Source organism: Diaphorobacter ruginosibacter (assembly GCF_014395975.1).
In the GTDB taxonomy this organism is placed as follows: domain Bacteria; phylum Pseudomonadota; class Gammaproteobacteria; order Burkholderiales; family Burkholderiaceae_C; genus Diaphorobacter_A; species Diaphorobacter_A ruginosibacter.
On sequence record NZ_CP060714.1, the window covers coordinates 375,770 to 395,822 of the forward strand.

At 64.8% G+C, this 20,053-nt stretch carries 18 protein-coding genes; 11 read left to right on the forward strand and 7 right to left on the reverse strand.

What is annotated here, in order from left to right; genetic code table 11:
* Positions 1–60: 60 nt before the first annotated feature.
* Positions 61–642, forward strand: a complete 582-nt coding sequence (locus H9K76_RS01785; RefSeq protein WP_187597898.1) for an HdeD family acid-resistance protein — start codon at positions 61–63, stop codon at positions 640–642.
* Positions 643–703: 61 nt separating this feature from the next.
* Here H9K76_RS01785 and H9K76_RS01790 read toward each other — a convergent pair whose 3' ends face one another.
* Complete coding sequence (locus tag H9K76_RS01790; RefSeq protein ID WP_187600409.1) at positions 704–1,588, reverse strand: DMT family transporter; 885 nt, start codon at positions 1,586–1,588, stop codon at positions 704–706.
* 194 nt (positions 1,589–1,782) lie between these two features.
* On the opposite strand from H9K76_RS01790, the gene H9K76_RS01795 reads away from it, so the two are divergent.
* Positions 1,783–2,364, forward strand: coding sequence for a P-loop NTPase family protein (locus tag H9K76_RS01795; RefSeq protein WP_187597899.1), 582 nt, complete (start codon positions 1,783–1,785; stop codon positions 2,362–2,364).
* Here the strand turns inward: H9K76_RS01795 and queA are convergent.
* A complete protein-coding gene (queA, locus tag H9K76_RS01800; protein ID WP_187597900.1) occupies positions 2,318–3,436 on the reverse strand; it encodes a tRNA preQ1(34) S-adenosylmethionine ribosyltransferase-isomerase QueA in 1,119 nt (372 codons plus the stop codon). The genes H9K76_RS01795 and queA overlap by 47 nt on opposite strands.
* 399 nt (positions 3,437–3,835) lie before the next feature.
* Here queA and recG point away from each other — a divergent pair, with 399 nt between their 5' ends.
* From recG to ygiD, 4 genes are all read left to right on the forward strand, one after another.
* Positions 3,836–5,947, forward strand: a complete 2,112-nt coding sequence (gene recG, locus H9K76_RS01805; RefSeq protein WP_187597901.1) for an ATP-dependent DNA helicase RecG — start codon at positions 3,836–3,838, stop codon at positions 5,945–5,947.
* A 245-nt stretch (positions 5,948–6,192) separates the two neighbouring features.
* The gene (locus H9K76_RS01810) at positions 6,193–7,158 is read left to right on the forward strand and encodes a LysR substrate-binding domain-containing protein (protein WP_187597902.1); all 966 of its coding nucleotides are present in this window, start codon (positions 6,193–6,195) and stop codon (positions 7,156–7,158) included.
* Between the two features lie 273 nt (positions 7,159–7,431).
* Positions 7,432–8,304, forward strand: coding sequence for a 4-hydroxybenzoate octaprenyltransferase (gene ubiA, locus H9K76_RS01815; RefSeq protein WP_187597903.1), 873 nt, complete (start codon positions 7,432–7,434; stop codon positions 8,302–8,304).
* Between the two features lie 23 nt (positions 8,305–8,327).
* A complete protein-coding gene (gene ygiD / locus H9K76_RS01820) occupies positions 8,328–9,206 on the forward strand; it encodes a 4,5-DOPA-extradiol-dioxygenase (RefSeq protein ID WP_187597904.1) in 879 nt (292 codons plus the stop codon).
* A gap of 62 nt (positions 9,207–9,268) precedes the next feature.
* Here the strand turns inward: ygiD and H9K76_RS01825 are convergent, their stop codons facing one another.
* The 3 genes from H9K76_RS01825 to H9K76_RS01835 all read right to left on the reverse strand — a co-directional run bounded on the left by H9K76_RS01825 (position 9,269) and on the right by H9K76_RS01835 (position 12,684).
* Positions 9,269–10,492, reverse strand: a complete 1,224-nt coding sequence (locus tag H9K76_RS01825; protein WP_187597905.1) for a tetratricopeptide repeat protein — start codon at positions 10,490–10,492, stop codon at positions 9,269–9,271.
* A gap of 92 nt (positions 10,493–10,584) precedes the next feature.
* A complete protein-coding gene (proC, locus tag H9K76_RS01830) occupies positions 10,585–11,418 on the reverse strand; it encodes a pyrroline-5-carboxylate reductase (RefSeq protein WP_187597906.1) in 834 nt (277 codons plus the stop codon).
* Positions 11,419–11,499: 81 nt separating this feature from the next.
* Positions 11,500–12,684 carry an esterase-like activity of phytase family protein gene (locus tag H9K76_RS01835; protein ID WP_187597907.1) on the reverse strand — a complete coding sequence of 395 codons (1,185 nt, stop codon included), beginning with the start codon at positions 12,682–12,684 and terminating at the stop codon, positions 11,500–11,502.
* A 212-nt stretch (positions 12,685–12,896) separates the two neighbouring features.
* Between H9K76_RS01835 and aqpZ the strand changes: the two genes are divergently transcribed.
* A complete protein-coding gene (gene aqpZ / locus H9K76_RS01840) occupies positions 12,897–13,598 on the forward strand; it encodes an aquaporin Z (RefSeq protein WP_187597908.1) in 702 nt (233 codons plus the stop codon).
* Between the two features lie 74 nt (positions 13,599–13,672).
* Here the strand turns inward: aqpZ and glpK are convergent, their stop codons facing one another.
* Both glpK and H9K76_RS01850 read right to left on the reverse strand, forming a co-directional pair.
* Complete coding sequence (gene glpK / locus H9K76_RS01845) at positions 13,673–15,166, reverse strand: glycerol kinase GlpK (protein WP_187597909.1); 1,494 nt, start codon at positions 15,164–15,166, stop codon at positions 13,673–13,675.
* 32 nt (positions 15,167–15,198) lie between these two features.
* Entirely contained in the window at positions 15,199–15,969 is a 771-nt protein-coding gene (locus H9K76_RS01850) for a DeoR/GlpR family DNA-binding transcription regulator (protein WP_187597910.1), read from the reverse strand.
* Between the two features lie 224 nt (positions 15,970–16,193).
* Between H9K76_RS01850 and H9K76_RS01855 the strand changes: the two genes are divergently transcribed.
* From H9K76_RS01855 to H9K76_RS01870, 4 genes are read left to right on the forward strand one after another with little or no spacing between them, the layout of a single operon-like run.
* Positions 16,194–17,264 (forward strand): ABC transporter ATP-binding protein, encoded by a 1,071-nt coding sequence (locus H9K76_RS01855; RefSeq protein WP_187597911.1) that lies wholly within the window; start codon positions 16,194–16,196, stop codon positions 17,262–17,264.
* A gap of 3 nt (positions 17,265–17,267) precedes the next feature.
* The gene (locus H9K76_RS01860) at positions 17,268–18,341 is read left to right on the forward strand and encodes an ABC transporter ATP-binding protein (RefSeq protein WP_187597912.1); all 1,074 of its coding nucleotides are present in this window, start codon (positions 17,268–17,270) and stop codon (positions 18,339–18,341) included.
* Positions 18,338–19,246: a carbohydrate ABC transporter permease gene (locus tag H9K76_RS01865; RefSeq protein ID WP_187597913.1), complete on the forward strand. Its 909-nt coding sequence runs from the start codon at positions 18,338–18,340 to the stop codon at positions 19,244–19,246. The genes H9K76_RS01860 and H9K76_RS01865 overlap by 4 nt, the downstream gene beginning before the upstream one ends.
* The gene (locus tag H9K76_RS01870) at positions 19,239–20,051 is read left to right on the forward strand and encodes a carbohydrate ABC transporter permease (RefSeq protein ID WP_187597914.1); all 813 of its coding nucleotides are present in this window, start codon (positions 19,239–19,241) and stop codon (positions 20,049–20,051) included. Before H9K76_RS01865 ends, H9K76_RS01870 begins: the two co-directional genes overlap by 8 nt.
* The last annotated feature ends 2 nt before the right edge of the window (positions 20,052–20,053 follow it).

The window sequence follows — 20,053 nt, forward strand, 5'->3', positions numbered from 1 at the left end:
GGAATGGAAGCGGGGTTTTCATAATCGCAACATCTCAACAGATGGAATGAGGGTGCGAACATGGATACTCCGCAGCAACCGGGCACGGGCGTGACCGCGCGCCAGATTCGTGACACGGTAGGCCGCAGCTGGTGGCTGATCCTGCTCTTCGGTGTCTTCTCGCTGCTGTTCGGGATCATGGCGCTGGTGAACCCGCTGGCGGCAGGGGCGGGCCTCACATGGGCCATCGGCCTGCTGGCGCTGGCGGAAGGCATCGCCGGACTGATCGGTGCCTTTGGGAAGAATGCCGGTGTCTCGCGTGGCTGGATGATCCTCTACGCGGTGATCTCCATCGTCTTCGGCCTGCTGGCCGTGGCGAACCCGCTGTCGATGGCGGCCAGCATCGCCGCAGTGACAGGGGCATGGTTCATCGTCTCGGGTGTCATGCGCATCATCTGGGCGATCCGGGTACGCAAGGAGATCGACAACGAGTGGATGCTGATCCTGGGCGGTGTGCTGGGTATTGTCCTGGGGGTGCTGCTCATGATGGCGCCGATTGCAGGCGTGCTGGTCGGGGCCATCTGGATCGGTGCGGGCGCACTCATCTATGGCGTGCTGCAGATCTGGGCCGCGTTCAAGGTACGCAAGCTGGGTGCCTCATGAAGGCAGAGCACCTGTTCTGAGTCCCGAGGGCGTCAGCCGGCCCACCCTGCGGTCGGCGACGCTATCTGCTTTCGCGCACGGAAAGCCACACGCTCAGCATGCCGCCGATGGCAATCGTGATCATGCCGATCACGGCCCAGTGGTCGGGTATGTGGCCGTACAGCACCCAGCCGGCAAAGAGCGCAAAGGGAATCTGGCTGTAGAGAAAGGGTGTGATGGTTGCCGGCTTGGCGTGCTCGTACGCCTGCAGCAGGAGCAGGTGGCCGATGGAGCTGCCCACGCCCATGGCGATCGCGCCGATCCACAGCGCGGTGGACATCTGTCCCGTCCAGACCCACGGCAGGATGGCGGTGGTGAGGGTCAGTGCGACGAGGCTGGTATAGATCTGCGTGGTGAGCGGGCGTTCCTTGCCGGCCATCTGGCTGCTCACGATCTGGTAGGTGGTGTTGGCCAGCAGTTGCAGCATGGGCCAGAGCAGCGCGCCGAACGAGAACGTATCGCCGCCGGGACGGATGATGATGAGCGTTCCCATGAAACCCACGACGACCAGGACCCAGCGCAACGGGCTCACGTTCTGTCGCAGCCAGAGCGCCGCGACGAGCGTCATGGCGATCGGTGTCATCGCCACGATGGCGGTGAATTCCGCGAGCGGCAGGTAGCGCAGGCTCATCATGGCGCAGCCGTTGCTTGCGCAGAAGAGGAATGCGCGCATGATCTGAAAGCGCCAGTGGCGGGTGCCGAACACCTGCGTCCCGTGGCGGGCTACGCCAATGCCGATGGTGATCACGGTTTGCAGGCTGTAGCGCAGCCACAGCGCCATGAAGATGGGGACGAGTGCCCCCACGTACTTCGAGCCGGCATCCAGCACGGAAAATGCTGCACAGGCGCAGACGGTCAGCAGAATTCCCGTCAGTGCGGAGCCCGGACGCAAGGCCGCGCCACCGATGCCGACGGGTGTGGAGTCACGGGCAGTGGGTTGGGGCACGGCGAGAAAGGGCTCTTTGAAGGTGCGCGCCAGGACGGGCCTGGCGTCGGGAGACGCTGATTATAAAAAGAGGTGCGCTGTCGTGCGCGCTCGCCGTGCGGCATTCGATCAGCTTTCCATAACGCGCAGTCGCGCGCTGGTCTACACTTTTGCCGATGTTTCCTGCACCTGTTCATCTGCATATCTTTGGCGCTTCAGGCAGCGGAACCAGCACGCTGGGCAAGGCACTGTCGCAGCGGCTGGGATGGCTGCAGCTGGAGTCGGACGATTTCTTCTGGAAGCCTACGCCGCAGCCCTTCACCGAGAAAGTCCCGGAGGCCGAGCGGGCCCCCAACATGCTGCGCGCGCTGAAGGGGCACGAGAACTGGATCGTCAGTGGTGGCTCGCTCTACACCTGGGCGCGGGATGTGATCCCGCTGTTCACGCACGCAGTGTTCCTGCGTCTCGATGATGCGCTGCGCATGGCCCGCCTGAGAGAGCGGGAGCGCGAGCGATTCGGCGATGCGCTCGTCAACGATCCCGTGCGCAGGCAGGTGAGCGAGGCGTTCTTCGAGTGGGCCGCGGGCTACGAGAAGGGCACGGACAGCCATCGCAGCCTGCAGCGGCACAGGCGCTGGGCCGACGAGGAACTGCATTGCCCCGTGCTGGAGCTGGGCACCAGCGATCCGGTGCCGCAGCTCGTGGAGTCCGTTATCGACTTCCTGCGCGCTCCAGCAGCATCGAGTCGCCGTAGCTGAAGAAGCGGTACTGGCTGTCGATCGCATGCCGGTACAGCGACATGACGCGCTCGTAGCCGGCAAACGCGCTCACCAGCATCATCAACGTGCTCTTGGGCAGGTGGAAGTTGGTGATCAGCAGGTCCACCACCTGGTACTTGAAGCCGGGTGTGATGAAGATGTTGGTGTCGCCCGAAAGCTGGCCGCTCCTGGCCCATGACTCGAGCGTGCGAACCGTGGTGGTGCCCACGGCGATGACGCGGCCGCCGCGCTGGCGGCAGCGCTCGAGGGCGGCGAGTGTCTGCAGGGGAATGCTGTACCACTCGCTGTGCATGGTGTGCTCCGCGAGGTTCTCCGTCTTCACGGGCTGGAAGGTTCCCGCCCCCACATGCAGCGTGACGCTGGCGCGCTCGATGCCGCGCGCGGCCAGGCGTGCGAGCACCTCTTCGTCGAAGTGCAGCGCGGCGGTTGGCGCGGCAACGGCGCCGGGCTGGGCGGCGAACACGGTCTGGTAGCGCTCGCTGTCCTCGGCTTCGTCGGGGTCGTCGTCCGTGTTCTGCTGGCGCTCGATGTAGGGCGGCAGCGGCAGATGGCCGAACTTCTCCATCAGCTCATACGGCGTCTCTCCCTGCGGACCGGTGAACGCGAGGTGGAACAGCGCGCCGTTCTCGTCGGGCCAGCGGCCCAGCAGCACGGCATCGAAGCCGCCGTTCTTCAGGCCGCCGCACAGGTGCATGCGTCCGCCGACCAGGGGCTTCTTGCTCACGCGCATGTGGGCGACCACCTGGTTGTTCTCCAGCACACGCTCGACCAGAATCTCCAGCTTGCCGCCGCTTTCCTTCTCGCCGAAGATGCGCGCCCTGAGGACGCGCGTGTCGTTGAACACCAGCAGATCACCGGGCTCGAGCAGATCGGGCAGTTCGCGGAAGATGCGATCGACCGGTGGCTGGCTGCGGCCATCCAGCAGCCGTGAAGCGCTGCGCACGGCGGTGGGGTGCTGGGCGATCAGGGATTCGGGGAGTTCGAAGTCGAAGTCGCTGAGCGTGAACGCGCGGTCGCCTTCGGGCTGATCGGATTGGGAAATATGTGGCATGGAAAGCGTGTGCCATCCGGGCTGCTACGGCATGGGCATGCGGGCGCCTCTGAATGGAGCCGGACAGGTACAGCGGGGCGGGCCCAGGCAACGTGTCCGGATGACGTCGGAAGAAGGGTTGAACGAAGGCCGCTATTTTAGAGGGTGTTCACGATCTCCACACGGGCGCGCGGACACGCCTCGGGTGGTCTGCGGCGGGCGACACATGCTGTTGCCAAAACAGTTGCCCGCATCAAGAACGTGGCTCGGAAGCGGGCCTATGCTTGCAGATCTCTATCTGTGTTGCTCTTGTTTTTGATTTTCATGCAGCAGACGTGCTAGCCTTCGCCACTTGCCTTCACTTCGCGCCCCAACTTCCTCACTCGTCCAGCGCCGCCCCGGCTGCGCAGCACCGTGACCATGCCAGAGCCCCGATCCGGCCCCCGTACTGCTGAATTGAGCGTGCCGCAAAAGGCGATGCACAAGCTCGGGCTCATTCGTGACATCGACCTGGCACTGCACCTGCCCCATCGCTACGAGGATGAGACCCGCATCACGCCGATCCGCAACGCGCGCGACGGCGAGTCGGTGCAGATCGAGGGCACGGTGGTCGCGAGCGAGATCCAGATGCGCCCGCGCAGGCAGCTCGTGGTGCGCCTGGATGACGGCACCGGGGAGTGCGAGCTGCGATTCTTCAGCTTCTACCCCTCGCACCAGAAGACGCTGGCCGTGGGGCAGCGCATACGCGCGCGCGGTGACGTGAAGGGCGGCTTCTGGGGGCGGCAGATGCTGCACCCGGTGTTCCGCAAGGCCGAGGGCGAGTTGCCCGCCGCGCTCACGCCGGTCTATCCCACTGTCGCGCAACTACCCCAGGCCTACCTGCGCCGCGCGGTGGCCAGCGCCCTGCGGCGCGTGGACCTGACGGAGACACTGGGCGAGGCACTTGATCGTCCGCCAGTGGCCCTGCGCGGCGGCAAGGGCTTCGAGCCGCTGTGGAGCCTGCGCGATGCACTGTTCTTCCTGCATCACCCCACGCCCGATGTGGCGCTGGTCACGCTGGAGGACCACACCCACCCGGCGTGGCAGCGGTTGAAGGCCGAGGAATTGCTGGCGCAGCAGATCTCGCAGCTCGAAGCCAAAAGAGAGCGCGCGCGTTTGCGCTCGCCCGAACTCAAGCCCACGCCGGATTCGAGCGCGCTGCATGAGCAGCTGCTGGCCGTGCTGCCCTTCGACCTGACCGCCGCACAGCGCCGCGTCTGTGCCGAGATCTTTGGTGACCTGGCGCGCAGCATTCCCATGCACAGGCTGCTCCAGGGCGACGTTGGTTCGGGCAAGACCGTGGTTGCGGCCATGGCTGCGGCCGTCTGCATGGATGCGGGCTGGCAGTGCGCGCTGATGGCGCCGACGGAAATCCTCGCCGAGCAGCACTTCGCCAAGCTCATCGGCTGGATCGAGCCCCTGCTGGCATCTCGCGGCAGGCGCGTGGCGTGGCTTGCCGGCGGGCAGAAGAAGAAAGAACGCACTCAGATGCTCGCAATGATCGAGAGTGGCGAAGCCGCCCTGGTTGTTGGTACACATGCGGTCATTCAGGAGCAGGTGCGCTTCCGCAACCTGGCGCTTGCCGTGATCGACGAACAGCACCGGTTCGGCGTGGCGCAGCGGCTGGCCTTGCGGCAGAAGCTCAAGGACCGGGGGCTGGAGCCGCACATGCTGATGATGAGTGCAACTCCTATTCCAAGGACGCTGGCGATGAGCTACTTTGCTGACCTTGATGTCTCGACCATCGACGAGCTGCCGCCGGGCCGTACGCCGATCGTCACCAAGGTGATATCCGACAGCCGCAAGGACCAGGTGATCGAGCGCATTGCCGCACAGGTGGCCGAAGGCCGCCAGGTCTACTGGGTCTGTCCGTTGATCGAGGAGAGCGAGGCGCTCGACCTCTCCAATGCGACGGCCACCCACCTGGATCTCAGCGAAGCCCTGCCGGGGGTCACCGTGGGGCTGCTGCACTCGCGCATGCCGTCGGCAGAGAAGAAAGCTGTCATGCAACAGTTCAAGGAGGGTAGTATGGGTGTGCTCGTCAGCACCACGGTGATCGAGGTGGGCGTGGACGTGCCCAATGCGTCGTTGATGGTGATCGAGCACGCGGAGCGATTCGGGCTTTCCCAACTGCATCAACTGAGGGGACGCGTGGGACGTGGAGCAGCTGCGTCGGCGTGTGTGTTACTTTATTCAACAGGTGAAAGCGGTCGTTTGGCCGAAACTGCGCGCGAGCGTCTCAAGGCGATGGCCGAAACCAATGATGGTTTCGAGATCGCGAGACGGGACCTGGATATACGCGGACCGGGCGAACTGTTGGGCGCACGCCAATCTGGTGACTCTTTGTTACGATTTGCTGATTTAGCGTTGGATTCAGATTTGTTGGACTGGGCTAGGTCGGTTGCGCCCAAAATGCTGGATCAATATCCGATGTTGGCCAAGCAGCACGTGGCGCGCTGGTTAGGGAGCAAATCTGATTTTTTGAAGGCGTAGAGTGCATGCCTGTCAGATTTTTAGCGGTGGAGTTTCTGGATGAGCGATATTTTCGAGGAGCGTCGCCAGTCTTTTTTTAAATAGCTGTCTTTGCACGTGGATTTTGCAGCGATAGATGCAAAATCCCGCTGATTTCAATTGTTAGTATTCACTCAATTGTTTTTGCGGTTTGCATGGAATTCGCGCACACGATACTGTCGGCAGCGCCGCAGTGCAAAATGTTGTAAGGCCTTGCAGGAAATCACATGACCCTCACAGAACTCAAATATATCGTCGCAGTCGCCCGGGAGAAGCACTTTGGTCGTGCGGCCGACGCTTGCTATGTCTCCCAGCCCACCCTGTCCGTCGCAGTCAAGAAACTCGAAGACGAACTGGAAATCAAGCTGTTCGAGCGCAGCGCCGGCGATGTCTCCGTCACCCCCCTGGGTGAACAGATCGTCCGTCAGGCGCAAAGCGTGCTGGAACAGGCCGCCGCCATCAAGGAAATCGCCAAGCGTGGCAAGGACCCGCTCGCCGGTGCCCTGACCCTCGGCGTGATCTATACCGTCGGTCCCTACCTGCTTCCCGAACTGGTGCGCCACGCGATCGCCCGCACACCCCAGATGCCGCTGATGCTGCAGGAAAACTTCACCGCCAAGCTGTTGGAAATGCTGCGTACCGGTGAAATCGACTGCGCGATCATGGCAGAGCCCTTCCCCGACACGGGGCTGGCCTTGGCGCCGCTGTACGACGAGCCCTTCATGGCCGCCGTGCCTGCAAGCCATCCCCTGGCCGAAAAGCCCTATGTGTCCGCCTCCGAACTCAAGAACGAAACCATGCTGCTGCTGGGCGCGGGCCATTGCTTCCGCGACCATGTGCTGGAAGTCTGCCCCGAGTTCGCCCGCTATGCGAGCAATTCCGAAGGCATTCGCCGCACGTTCGAAGGCTCGTCGCTCGAAACCATCAAGCACATGGTGTCGGCGGGCATGGGCGTGACCCTGGTTCCGCGCCTGTCGGTGCCCCGCGATGCGCTCATCACCACATCGCGCCGCCGCAAGAGCGACGACGCACACATCCGCTACCTGCCGATCAAGGAAGAGGACGGCAGCGGCCCACCGATGCGCCGCGTCGTGCTGGCATGGCGCCGCAGCTTCACACGCTACGAGGCCATCGCCGCGCTGCGCAATGCCGTGTTCGCATGCGAGCTGCCTGGAGTGACCCGCCTCTCCTGAGCGTGACCGTCTCCATCTCGGGCCTGTTCAAAGGCGCTGTTCGTTGCGGACAGCGCCTTTTTTCATCGCCGGGCCGCCCCAAGATGAAAAGCGCCCCCGTGGGGGGCAGCGGACCATGCGAAGCAGGGGAGCGTGGGGGCCATTTTCATCGCCGGGCCGCTGCCGGCACCGCAATCCGTACTACGTCTCCGCATGGCGTATAAACGAAGGGACGCCATTGCTGGCAATTTCGCTTCTTCCGCTCTGTCCCTCCTCTTTGTCTGGCCCCCTGGAATGTCTGTCCCCGCAAAGCGCTCGCGCCTGTCCCTGTATCTCGACCTGATCCGCTGGAACCGCCCGGCGGGTTGGCTGGTTCTGGTGTGGCCCACGCTGGTGGCGCTCTGGGTGGCTGCCGACGGGTTTCCGGGATGGCATCTGCTGACCGTCTTTGTGCTGGGCACCGTGCTGATGCGCAGTGCCGGCTGCTGCATCAACGACATTGCCGACCGGGACTTCGACCGGCACGTCAAGCGCACCACCCAGCGACCGATCACGAGCGGTCAGATCTCGGTGTTCGAGGCCGCCATGGTGGGCGTGGTGCTGGCGCTCGCGTCGCTGGCTCTGGTGCTCACCACGCGCTGGGAGGCGGTGGCCTGGTCGGTGCCGGCCGTGCTGTTCACCATCCTCTATCCGTTCACCAAGCGGTTTTTTGCCATGCCGCAGGCCTTCCTGGGCATTGCGTTCAATTTCGGCATCGTGATCGCGTTCGCTGCGGTGACCGGCGAGGTGCCCGGTACGGCATGGCTGCTGTGGACGGCCAACATGTTCATGGTGCTGGCCTACGACACCGAGTATGCGATGGTGGATCGTGACGATGACCTCAAGATCGGCATGAAGACCTCGGCGATCACGCTGGGCCGTTTCGACGTGGCGGGCATCATGCTGTTCTTCGTGCTGTGCTGGGCGCTCACCGCGGCGGCCATCGCCCCCCGGGGACTCGGCTGGCCTTTCTGGCTGGGCATGGGCATCGCGGCCGCACAGATGGCGTGGCACTACACCCTCATCCGCCAGCGCACGCGCGAGGGGTGCTTTGTCGCGTTCAGCAAAGCCCATTGGATGGGCGTGGCGATCTTTGCCGGCGTAGTGTCGGGATTTGCATTGCGCTGAACCGCCCGCATATCCAGCAGATCATGACCACATCATTGCTTCACTCCGCTGATTCATTGGCCGCGTCCGCAGGGCTTGCCTCGCTTGCGCCCTCGCCGCGCATGCCGGTGCTGTTCCTTGGCCACGGCAGTCCGATGAACGCGATCGAGGACAACGCCTATCACCGCAGCTGGCAGCAGCTCGGACAATCGCTCATAGCCCAGTACGGCAAGCCCCAGCTCGTGCTGTGTGTTTCCGCCCACTGGCTCACGCGGGACGACTGGCAGCTCACGGGAATGGAGTTCCCACGCACCATCCATGACTTCGGAGGCTTCCCGCCGGAGCTGTTCGCGCAACAATACCCGGCACCCGGTGCACCGGCGGCGGCGCTCGAACTGGCGCAGTGGCTCAACGCGCCGCAGGCCGACAGGCCGGTGCTGGTGGACGCCCTCGAATGGGGGCTCGATCACGGCACATGGGGCGTGCTCAAGCCGATGTTTCCCGACGCCGACATTCCGGTGATGCAGCTCAGCCTGGTCTACCGCCGCTCGCCGCAAGAGCATTTCGCGTTCGGGCAGCAACTGCGCACCCTGCGCGAGCGCGGCGTGCTCATCGTGGGGAGCGGCAACATCGTGCACAACCTGCGCGCGCTGGCGAATACCGAATCGCCGCTGCAGACCTATGACTGGTCGCAGGAGTTCGACGATTTCGTCACCAGGCAGATCGAACAGGGCGATCTCGGCGCGCTCGCGCGCTTTCAGGATCTGGGCCGGGTGGCCCAGATGGCGCACCCCACGCATGATCATTTCCTGCCATTGCTGCACGCGGCGGGGGCCGTGCATGACGGTGAAACGCCGCGTTTCTTCAACGCCGATTTCCAGATGGCCTCGATTTCGATGCGCTCGGTGATCTGGGGCGCATAGCGTCACCACCGAACACCGCACCTGCGTTCGTGCGGAACGCAGTTCCGTCCTGCCGAGGGTGCTCAGCCGCCGAACAGGCGCCTGAAGAATCCGCCCTTGGAGGCGGATTTCTTCGGGCCATTGATGCGCTCCAGGATCTCCGCGTGAACATCCGAGTAGAAGCTGCTGTCGGGCCCGAGCGACATGGCGGTCTGTATGTGGGCGAGTGCCTCGTCGTGGCGTGCGTAGATTTCGGAGAGGAGCTTGGCGAGATCGCCTCTTGCATAGTGGTATTGCGGGTTCTGCGCCACGTTGCGCTCCATCCAGTCGAGTGCCTCGTCATGGCGCTCCAGTCTGCGCAGGGACATGCCCATCATCTGCCCGAACTCGGGGTGCATCGGCTCGGTGGTGAGCAGCGGCTGCACATGCGCGATCAGTTCTTCGCTGCGCTTGTCATGGAACAGGAGCCAGCCCAGCTTCACGGCGCCGGCCCTGCGGCCATCCACGCGATCCAGTTCCGTGCTGTAGCGGCGCGCGTTCTCCAGGTCGCCCAGGCGGTAGTAGCTCTCGGCAAGGCCTCGCAGCACCCAGTCCCAGTCAGGCTCACGCTGGTACAGGCTGAGCCATTCGTCGATGGCCTCCTGATGCCTGCCCAGCCTTTGCAGGGCACTGGCGCGGTTCATCTGCACGTCGTTGCGCTCGCCCAGGAGCTGGCGCGCGCGATCCAGGTGCGCCAAGGCGCGGTCATAGTGCTCGGCTTGAAAGTGTGCCGTGCCCGCGTTGTAGGCCAGCTGGCCGTTGCCGGGGGCAGTCCTTGCTGCCTGGTCCCAGAACTCCAGGGCTTCGTCAGCGTGGCCCGTCTCCGTCAGCAGGCTGGCCGTGTTGACATAGCTGCGCTGGTAGTTGGGCGCCAGCTCGATGGCGCGCTTGAAGTCTTGTATCGCGCCCCGGTGATCGCCCGTCTGCATGCGCTGGAAGCCGCGCGCGATGTGCAAATTGGCGTGGGGCGGAACACGCTTGATCGCATCGTCCAGCATCCTGGCGGATGTACGCGCATCCCCCTCGTCAAACACGCGCCCCGCCTGCGTGGCAATGGCAAGTCCGCATTGCGGGTCGATCGACAGCGCACGGGACACGTCGGCATCCGCCGCCTGCGTATCTCCCAGGCGCCAGTGTGCCCGCGCGCGCAGGGCCCACGCACCGGCATCGTTCGGATACTGGAACACCGCCTGCTCAGCGATTTGCATCGCGCTGCCCCAATCCTCGTAGTTGTCGGCTTCGATGAACTGGTCAATCAATGACTGCATGTGTCTTTCCTGGTTGTGTGGCAACGGTTCGGTTTCCCGGCACTGCGTCCGCAGTGCCATGCAGGTGATCTTCAGAACCTACGAAATGGCACTCATTTGCCGAATTCCGCAGCCAGCTCCCTGGCCCGCTTTTCTGCGGCCTTCATGGCGGCGACGAAGTGCTCCGGCACCTGCTGTTCCTGCATGTGCACGATGGCCGCATGGGTCGTTCCGCCCTTGCTGGTCACGCGCTGGCGCAGCACCTCGGCGGGCTCGCTGGAACGTGCCGCCAGCTCGGAGGCCCCCTGGAAAGTGGCCACGCCAAGGCGGTAGGCCTGCTCGGCGGAGAGGCCCATTTCCTTGCCGGCCTGCGTCATGGCTTCGAGGAACAGGAACACATAGGCCGGGCCCGAGCCGGACAGCGCGGTGACGGCGTCGAGTTGCGATTCCTCGTTGACCCATACGAACTGGCCGGTGGTGCTGACCACACGCTCGATCAGCACCCTGTCGTCCGCGGTCGCGGCGGGGCGTGCAAACAGGCCGGTGATGCCTTTGCCGACCAGTGCGGGCGTGTTGGGCATGGCGCGCACGATGCGCTCGCTGCCCAGCCAGGCGGCGATGCTGTCAGAGGTGATGCCGGCCGCCACGCTCAGATGCAGGGCGTGGCCGGTGTGGGCTGCGGCCGCTGCGGCAGCGTCCTTGAAGGTCTGGGGCTTCACGGCCCACACCACGAGTCCGGCGGCGGCCAGCGAGGCATCGGCGGCGGCCAGTGCATCGATGCCGAAGTTGCGCTTGAGCGCGACGCGGGCTTCATCCCATGGTTCCACCACCAGGATCTGCGAAGCCGGGACGCCCTGGGCGATCAGGCCGCCGATGATGGCGCTCGCCATATTGCCGCCGCCAATGAAGGCCATGGTGGGAAAGGATGCAGGTGTAGTGGAGGACATGGGAGGAGACCGTCTCGCTGTCTGAAGAGTGAAGAAGGAAGAGGGGTGATGTAACGACTATACCGCCGCGCCCATGGTGAATTATTCGGAATTGCAGCGGGGAAGCTCCGCCAGGGCGATGAATTGCGTGACCTGCGCCGGGTTGAAGTTGTTGTCGCTCACCAGCAGCAGCACACGCTCGCCGCCGGCAAGGCGCGGACCCCAGGTCATGCCTTCGAGGTTGTCCACGCTGCGCAGGCCCAGTTGCGCGAAGTCCTGCACCAGCCGTTTGGTGGCCGGCTGGAAGCGGGCGGGGTCAAGGCGCGCCATGTCCAGGGTGTCGGTGGCGGAGCGCAGGTCGATGCGGTACAGGCGCGCGCCCCATCCGAAGTCCACCGAGAACGAACGCTCGAGCACCAGCAGGTGCTCGGGACCGTCGGCCAGGATGTCGCTCACGCCATTCACCGCGCGCTGCGGCAGTGCCCAAATGCCGGCCGGCAGGGCATCGGGCTGGTAGGCGATCTGCCGCAGGGGCGCGCGGCTCGTGGCGTCGAATTGCGTGATGCGCACCGGCGCACCCGGGCTGCCCGGAGCCGGCATGGGGCCGTCCTGCTTGAGCGCGCCTTCCATCGAGGCCCACAGTGTGGCGCCATCTTCGCTGAAGCCCAGGCCCTCGATCGTGAAGCTCGCACGCGGTCCATAGGCATCGTCCGGCTGGCTCAGGCTGGCAGGCAGGGCCCAGGTCGAGAGCCAGTGGCCGTCGTGGTCGATGACCTGGAGTTCCGGTCCGAAGCCGCGCGCGAAATCCCCCTCGCTGGACCACAGCAGATCGCCGCTGCCCGGCATCACGCGCAGCGCCTCGGCGTCGGGAACGGGCATGCCGGCGTGCGCGGTACGGGCGTCGCCATAGAGGTGCTGCCCGGGGCCCCGCAATGCATGCATGTCCGTCAGCCAGGCATCGTGCAGTCCGCTGTCGTCATAGACCATGCGCGCGGAGTAGTAGCGTGCGGGGCCGAAGACCGCACGGTCGTCGCTGATCAGCAGGTATTCGCCGCGCGCCGCATCCCAGTCGATGGAGGAGAGGCCGCCCACGGGCACGCCGCCGTACGGGGTATCCACGTTCCAGCGCACCTCGCCGAGCAGCCGAAAGCGGGGTACATCGGCCATGGCGGATGCATTGCACTCACGGGGACCTTCGGGGGGCACCACCGGAGTGGAGCACGCACACAGCAGGCAGGCCGCGAGCAGCGAGAGCGCGCGCGTGCTCGTGAGCCGCGGTCGATTCATGCAGCAAGCCCCATGGGCTGCGGTGAAATGCTGATCTGTTCCATTTTGAAACGCATTCGTCCTGCGTACAGTGAATTGTTCACATTGTTCGGTATCGCGCGTCATGTGCGCTGGGTACCATTTTGCCGGGGTGATCCAGCCTGAACTCAGACGCATGCCGTGCGGCCTGTACGGGCTGGAAAAGAGAAGTTTTTCAATGAAAGGAAACGGATATGGCATCCAACATCAAGAAATGGTCCGCTGAGTTCATCGGCACGTTCTGGCTGACCTTCGGCGGTTGCGGAAGCGCCGTGCTGGCGGCTGCATTTCCCAACGTGGGCATCGGCCTGCTGGGCGTTTCGTTCGCATTCGGCCTGACCGTGCTGACGGGTGCCTACGCGCTCGGCCCGATCTCCGGCGGCCACTTCAATCCTGCGGTATCGGTGGGTCTGGCCATGGGGGGACGCTTCAAGTTCTCCGAGCTGCCCGGCTACATCATCGCGCAGGTGCTGGGCGCCATCGTGGCCGGTGCCGTGCTGTACGTGATCGCAACGGGCAAGCCCGGCGCGGACATTGGCGGCTTCGCGACCAACGGCTTCGGCGAGCACTCGCCCGGCGGTTATTCGATGACGGCCGCCCTGGTGGCCGAGGTGGTCCTCACCGCCATCTTCGTGATCGTCATCCTCGGTGCCACCGCCAAGCGTGCGGCCGGCGGCTTCGGCGGCCTCGCCATCGGCCTGTGCCTCACGCTGATCCACCTGATCTCGATTCCCGTCACCAACACATCGGTCAACCCTGCACGCAGCACGGGGGTGGCGGTGTTCGGTCCGTCGATCGCGATGTCGCAGCTGTGGTTCTTCTGGGTCATGCCGATCGTCGGCGCGATCATCGGCGCCGTTATCTACAAGGCGCTGCTGGCGGACGACAACGAGTAATCACGGACACGCACAGGCTCTATGCGCTGAAAGACAAGACGGCAGCCGAACGGCTGCCGTCTTTTTTTCATTGATCAGTCCGCGGTGGTCTGGCGCACCGCATGTTCCCAGTGGGCCATCAGCTCCGTGGCGCGCGAGCGGTGCATTGTCGGCATGAAACGGCGCTCTGCCTTCCACAAGGCCGACAGTTCCTCCGTGCTCTTGAACAGCCCGCACGACAGGCCGGCCAGGTAGGCGGCACCGAGCGCGGTGGTTTCCACGCAGGCAGGACGCACCACCGGAATGCCGAGCAGGTCGGCCTGGAACTGCATCAGCAGATTGTTGACGCTCGCGCCGCCGTCCACACGCAGCTCCGTGACGGGAGCCCCGCCGGCAGCTACCGCGTCGCGGCTCATGGCCTGCAGCAGCGCGGCGCTCTGGTAGGCGATCGATTCGAGCGCGGCGCGCGCGATGTGCGCGAGCGTGGTGCCGCGCGTGAGGCCGGTGATGGTGCCGCGCGCATCGGGCTTCCAGTAGGGCGCGCCAAGGCCGGTGAAGGCCGGCACGAGCATCACGCCGCCGGAATCTGGAACGCTCTCGGCGAGCGACTGCACCTCGCCGCTGTTCTCGATCGCGCGCAGGCCGTCGCGCAGCCACTGCACCACGGCGCCGCCGACGAACACGCTGCCCTCCATGGCGAACTCGGCGCGCGAGCGGGGCTGCGCCGCACTCGTGGTGAGCAGGCCGTTCTTCGAGGTCTGGAACTGGTGGCCCGTGTGCATCAGCATGAAGCAGCCCGTGCCATAGGTGTTCTTGGCCATGCCCGCGCTGAAGCAGGCCTGTCCGAAGAGGGCGCTCTGCTGGTCGCCGGCCACGCCGCCGATCATGATGGGCGAGCCCAGCAGTGCCTCGGCCGTGCTGCCGAACTCCGCACTGGAGGGCAGCACCTCGGGCATGAGCGAGCGCGGAATGTTCAGGTGCGCGAGCAGTTCGTCGTCCCAGGCATTGGTGTGCACGTTGAACAGCATGGTGCGCGATGCGTTGCTCACGTCGGTGACATGGCGTCGGCCCTGGGTGAGCTGCCAGATAAGCCAGGTGTCGACCGTGCCGAACGCGAGTTCGCCGCGCTCCGCCTGTTCGCGTGCGCCGGGCACGTTGTCGAGCAGCCATTGCAGCTTGGTGCCCGAAAAATAGGCATCGATCAACAGGCCGGTCTTCTGCTGGATGGTGTCGGCAAGCCCTTGCTCGCGCAACTGCGCGCAGATCGGCTCGGCACGACGATCCTGCCAGACGAGCGCGTTGTGGACCGGCGCGCCGGTCTTGCGATTCCACAGCACGGTGGTCTCGCGCTGGTTGGTGATGCCGATGGCTGCGATGTCCCCGGCAGTGACGCCAGCCTTCTTCAGCGCTTCCTGCGCGGTGGCGAGCTGGGAGTTCCAGATTTCGACAGGGCTGTGTTCGACCCAGCCCGGCCGCGGGTAGATCTGCGGGAGTTCGCGCTGGGCCAGCGCGACGATCTGACCCTGCGCATCGAAGACGATGCTGCGGGAGCTGGAGGTGCCCTGGTCGAGGGCGAGGATGTAGGTCATGGTTGCATTCCGGTTCTGCCGCGCCGCGTCCCTCACGGCGCCGCGACCACGCACTGGACGCCCGCGTCCTCGAGCAGCGAGGCGTAGGGCAGGGGCGGGGTCTTGTCGGTGAAGAGCATATCAATCTGGTCGAGCCGTGCGAGCTCGATCATCGCGCTGCGGTCGAATTTGCTGTGATCGGCGGCGAGCCACACCTCGCGCGACTGCGCGATGATGCTTTGCGCCACCTTCACCTCGCGCAGATCGAAGTCACGCAGGGTGCCGTCCTGCTCGATGCCCGAGATGCCGATCAGGCCGATGTCCACGCGGAACTGCCGGATGAAATCCACCGCCGTCTCGCCCACGATGCCGTGATCGCGGGCGCGCACCACGCCGCCAGCCACGATGACCTCGCAATCCGCATTGTTGGAGAGGATGGCCGCCACGTTCAGGTTGTTCGTGATCACGCGCAGGCCGCGATGGCGCATGAGCTCGCGCGCGATGGCCTCGGTCGTCGTGCCGATGTTCAGGATCAGCGAGCAGTCGTTGGGCACCTGTGCCGCGACGGCGCGGGCAATGCGTGCCTTGCCTTCGGCATGGAGTGCCGTGCGCTCGGTGTGCGCCAGGTTCTCGGTGGTGGTGCCGGGCACGCGCACGCCGCCATGGAAGCGCTTGACGAGGCCGCGTTCGGCCAGGTGCTGGATGTCCCGGCGCACGGTCTGCAGCGTCACGCCCAGCGTCTCGGCGAGCTGCTCGACGCTTGCGCTCTTGCGCAGCCGCACCTGTTCCAGCAGTTGAAGTTGTCGTGGGTTGGTGTTGGTCAAAACGGTCGGATGAGGGTCAAGGGGGTCAAAAGGGGAGCCAAAGAGGCACGAAGCCTGGAAAGTTGCTTTACTTTAAAACGAAGCAAAAAGAAAACATCAAGGGTAAACCTGAATTCGAAACGATCAAAAAAGAACAAAAATGAACCAAATCGAAAAATGATGCACGGAGAGCCTCTGCGTGCTCAGGTCGTTGTTGGCCCCGTGGGGCCCGAGGAAAGGTTGCGATGCAGTTGGTTCTGGATGGGATCAGCAAGCGGATGGGAGCGCAGTGGTGGCTTCATGACATGGGCATGGAACTGCACAGCGGCGCGGTCACCGTGTTGCTGGGCGCGACGCAGGCGGGCAAGACCAGCCTCATGCGGATCATGGCGGGGCTGGACGCACCGACCCACGGCCGCGTGCTGGTGGATGGCCAGGACGTGACCGGCGTGCCGGTGCGCGAACGCAACGTGGCCATGGTCTATCAGCAATTCATCAATTATCCGTCGCTGACCGTGGCGCAGAACATTGCCTCGCCGCTGCGGCTGCGCGGGGAGAAGAACATCGACGCTCGCGTGCAGGAGCTCGCCGAGCGGCTGCACATCGAGATGTTCCTGACGCGCCTTCCTTCCGAGCTCTCGGGCGGCCAGCAGCAGCGTGTGGCACTGGCGCGCGCGCTTGCCAAGAACGCGCCGCTGCTGCTGCTCGACGAGCCGCTCGTGAATCTGGACTACAAGTTGCGCGAGGAACTGCGGGAGGAGCTGTCGCAGCTGTTCTCCGCCAGCGATTCCACCGTCGTCTACGCCACCACGGAGCCGGGTGAGGCGCTGCTGCTGGGCGGCTACACGGCCGTGCTCAAGGAAGGCCGGCTGCTGCAGTACGGCCCGACGGCCGAGGTGTTCCACGAACCCAATTCCATCGACGTGGCGCGTGCCTTCAGCGATCCGCCGATGAACTTCATCGCCGCCGCGCCCGTGCAGGGCGGCCTGCGCATGCCCGATGGCTCGCTGCTCGAGAAGGACATGGCGCTTTCCGGCGAGGCGCTCACGCTCGGGCTGCGCGCGAGCAGCCTGCGCTTCGACGCACGCGATGGCGACCTGGCCCTGGCCGGCGTGGTGGAGCTGGCCGAGATTTCCGGCTCCGACACCTTCGTGCACGTGACCTCTGCCTGGGGGCCGTTCGTGGCGCAGATCACCGGGGTGATCCATCTCGACATTGGCAATCGGGTGACGCTGCATTTCAGCCCCGATCATCTGTTCGTCTTTGGCGCCGATGGCAAGCTGCTTGCCGCGCCCGTCCGCAAGAAAGGTGCGTGAGAGATGGCCCGCATCGAACTGGATCTCGCACATTCCTACAAGAGCGATCCGCAGCAGGACAGCGACTATGCGCTGCTGCCGCTGAAGATGACCTTCGACGATGGTGGCGCCTATGCCTTGCTCGGGCCCTCGGGCTGCGGCAAGACAACGATGCTCAACATCATGTCCGGCCTGCTCGTGCCCTCGCATGGCAAGGTGCTGTTCGATGGCCGCGACGTCACGCGCGCCACGCCGCAGGAGCGCAACATCGCACAGGTGTTCCAGTTCCCGGTGATCTACGACACCATGACGGTGGCGGACAACCTCGCGTTTCCGCTGCGCAACCGCAAGGTGCCCGAGGATCGCATCCGCCAGCGCGTGGGCCAGATCGCCGAGATGCTGGAGATGAGCGGCCAGCTCAACCAGCGCGCGGCGGGCCTGTCGGCCGATGCCAAGCAGAAGATCTCGCTCGGTCGCGGCCTGGTGCGCGAGGATGTGGCCGCCGTGCTGTTCGACGAACCGCTCACGGTGATCGATCCGCACCTGAAATGGCAGCTCAGGCGCAAGCTCAAGCAGATCCACCACGAACTCAAGCTCACGCTGATCTACGTGACGCACGACCAGATCGAGGCGCTGACCTTTGCCGACAAGGTCGTGGTGATGACGCGCGGCCGTGCCGTGCAGGTGGGAACGCCGGGCGAGCTGTTCGAGCAGCCGCGGCATGCCTTCGTCGGGCATTTCATCGGCTCTCCGGGCATGAATTTCCTCGATGCCCGCGTGTTCAGTGACTCGCTGGTGGTGGCAGGGCACATGCTGCCGATTCCCCGTCCGCTGCCCGAAGGCGAGCTGCGGCTGGGCGTGCGGCCCGAGTACCTGACCGTCGCCGCGGCCGAGGCGCCCGGCGCGCTGCCGTGCGAGGTCGTGCGCGTACAGGACGTGGGCACGCACCAGCTGCTCACGGCCCGCATCGACGGCCAGCTGCTGAAGGTGCGCTGCACCCCCGAACAGGTCCTGCCGGGCGCCGGCTCCGCCATCTGGCTGCGGCTGCTGGGCGACCACACCTGCTTCTATGACAAGAACGAGGAGCTGCTGCCATGAGCACCGAGAATGCGGTCAATACCAAACCGGTCAACCAGAAGGCCTGGTTCCTGATCCTGCCGGTGATCCTGTGCGTGGCGTTTTCCGCCATCCTGCCGCTGATGACGGTGGTGAACTATTCGGTGCAGGACATCATCTCGCCCGAGCGGCGGGTGTTCGTCGGCACCGAATGGTTCGCGCAGGTGATGCGCGACGAGGAGTTGCACAGCGCGCTGCTGCGCCAGCTCACGTTCTCGCTGTCGGTGCTGCTGGTGGAGATCCCGCTGGGCATCCTGCTGGCGCTGTCCATGCCCGCGCAGGGCTGGAAGTCTTCCGCCGTGCTGGTGATCGTGGCGCTGTCGCTCCTGATCCCATGGAATGTGGTGGGCACGATCTGGCAGATCTTCGGCCGTCCCGACATCGGGCTGCTGGGCCGTGCGCTCGATTCGATGGGCTTTGACTACAGCTACACGGGCAATGCCACCCAGGCCTGGCTCACGGTGCTGGCGATGGACGTATGGCACTGGACGCCGCTGGTCGCGCTGCTGTGCTACGCGGGGCTGCGCTCGATTCCCGATGCGTACTACCAGGCGGCGCGCATCGACGGCGCAAGCAAGTTCGCGGTGTTCCGCTACATCCAGCTGCCCAAGATGCGCGGCGTGCTGATGATCGCGGTGCTGCTGCGCTTCATGGACAGCTTCATGATCTACACCGAACCCTTCGTGCTGACGGGTGGCGGGCCCGGCAATGCCACCACCTTCCTCAGCCAGTACCTCACGCAGAAGGCCGTGGGACAGTTCGACCTCGGGCCTGCCGCTGCGTTCTCGCTGATCTATTTCCTCATCATCCTGCTGCTGTGCTTCATCCTCTACAACTGGATGCAGCGAGTGGGTACAGCCGACAAGGAAGGGGCCGGTCATGAGTGAGCAACGCTTTCAGAAACGCACGCTGTTCCTGATCCTGTACCTGGTGTTCGCATTGCTGCCCATCTACTGGATGGTCAACATGAGCTTCAAGACCAACGAGGAGATCCTCTCGAGCTTCTCGCTGTGGCCGCAGCATTTCACCTGGGACAACTACAGGACGATCTTCACCGACGCGTCCTGGTACTCGGGCTACATCAACAGCCTGATCTACGTGGCCATCAACACGGTGATCTCGCTGCTGGTCGCGCTGCCCGCGGCCTATGCGTTCTCGCGCTACCAGTTCCTGGGCGACAAGCATGTCTTCTTCTGGCTGCTCACGAACCGCATGACGCCGCCCGCGGTGTTCCTGCTGCCGTTCTTCCAGCTCTATACGACGGTGGGGTTGATGGACACGCACCTCGCGGTGGCGCTCGCGCATCTGCTGTTCAACGTGCCGCTGGCGGTGTGGATTCTCGAAGGCTTCATGAGCGGCATTCCGCGCGAGATCGACGAGACGGCCTACATCGACGGCTACTCGTTCCCGCGCTTCTTCCTCACGATCTTTCTTCCGCTCATCAAGGCGGGCGTGGGCGTGGCGGCGTTCTTCTGCTTCATGTTCAGCTGGGTGGAACTGCTGCTGGCGCGCACGCTCACCAGCGTGAACGCCAAGCCCATCGTGGCGACGATGACGCGCACGGTCTCGGCCTCGGGCATGGACTGGGCAACGCTCGCCGCCGCAGGCGTGCTGACCATCGTGCCGGGCGCGATCGTGATCTGGTTTGTGCGCCACTACATCGCGAAGGGCTTCGCGATGGGCCGCGTCTGAAG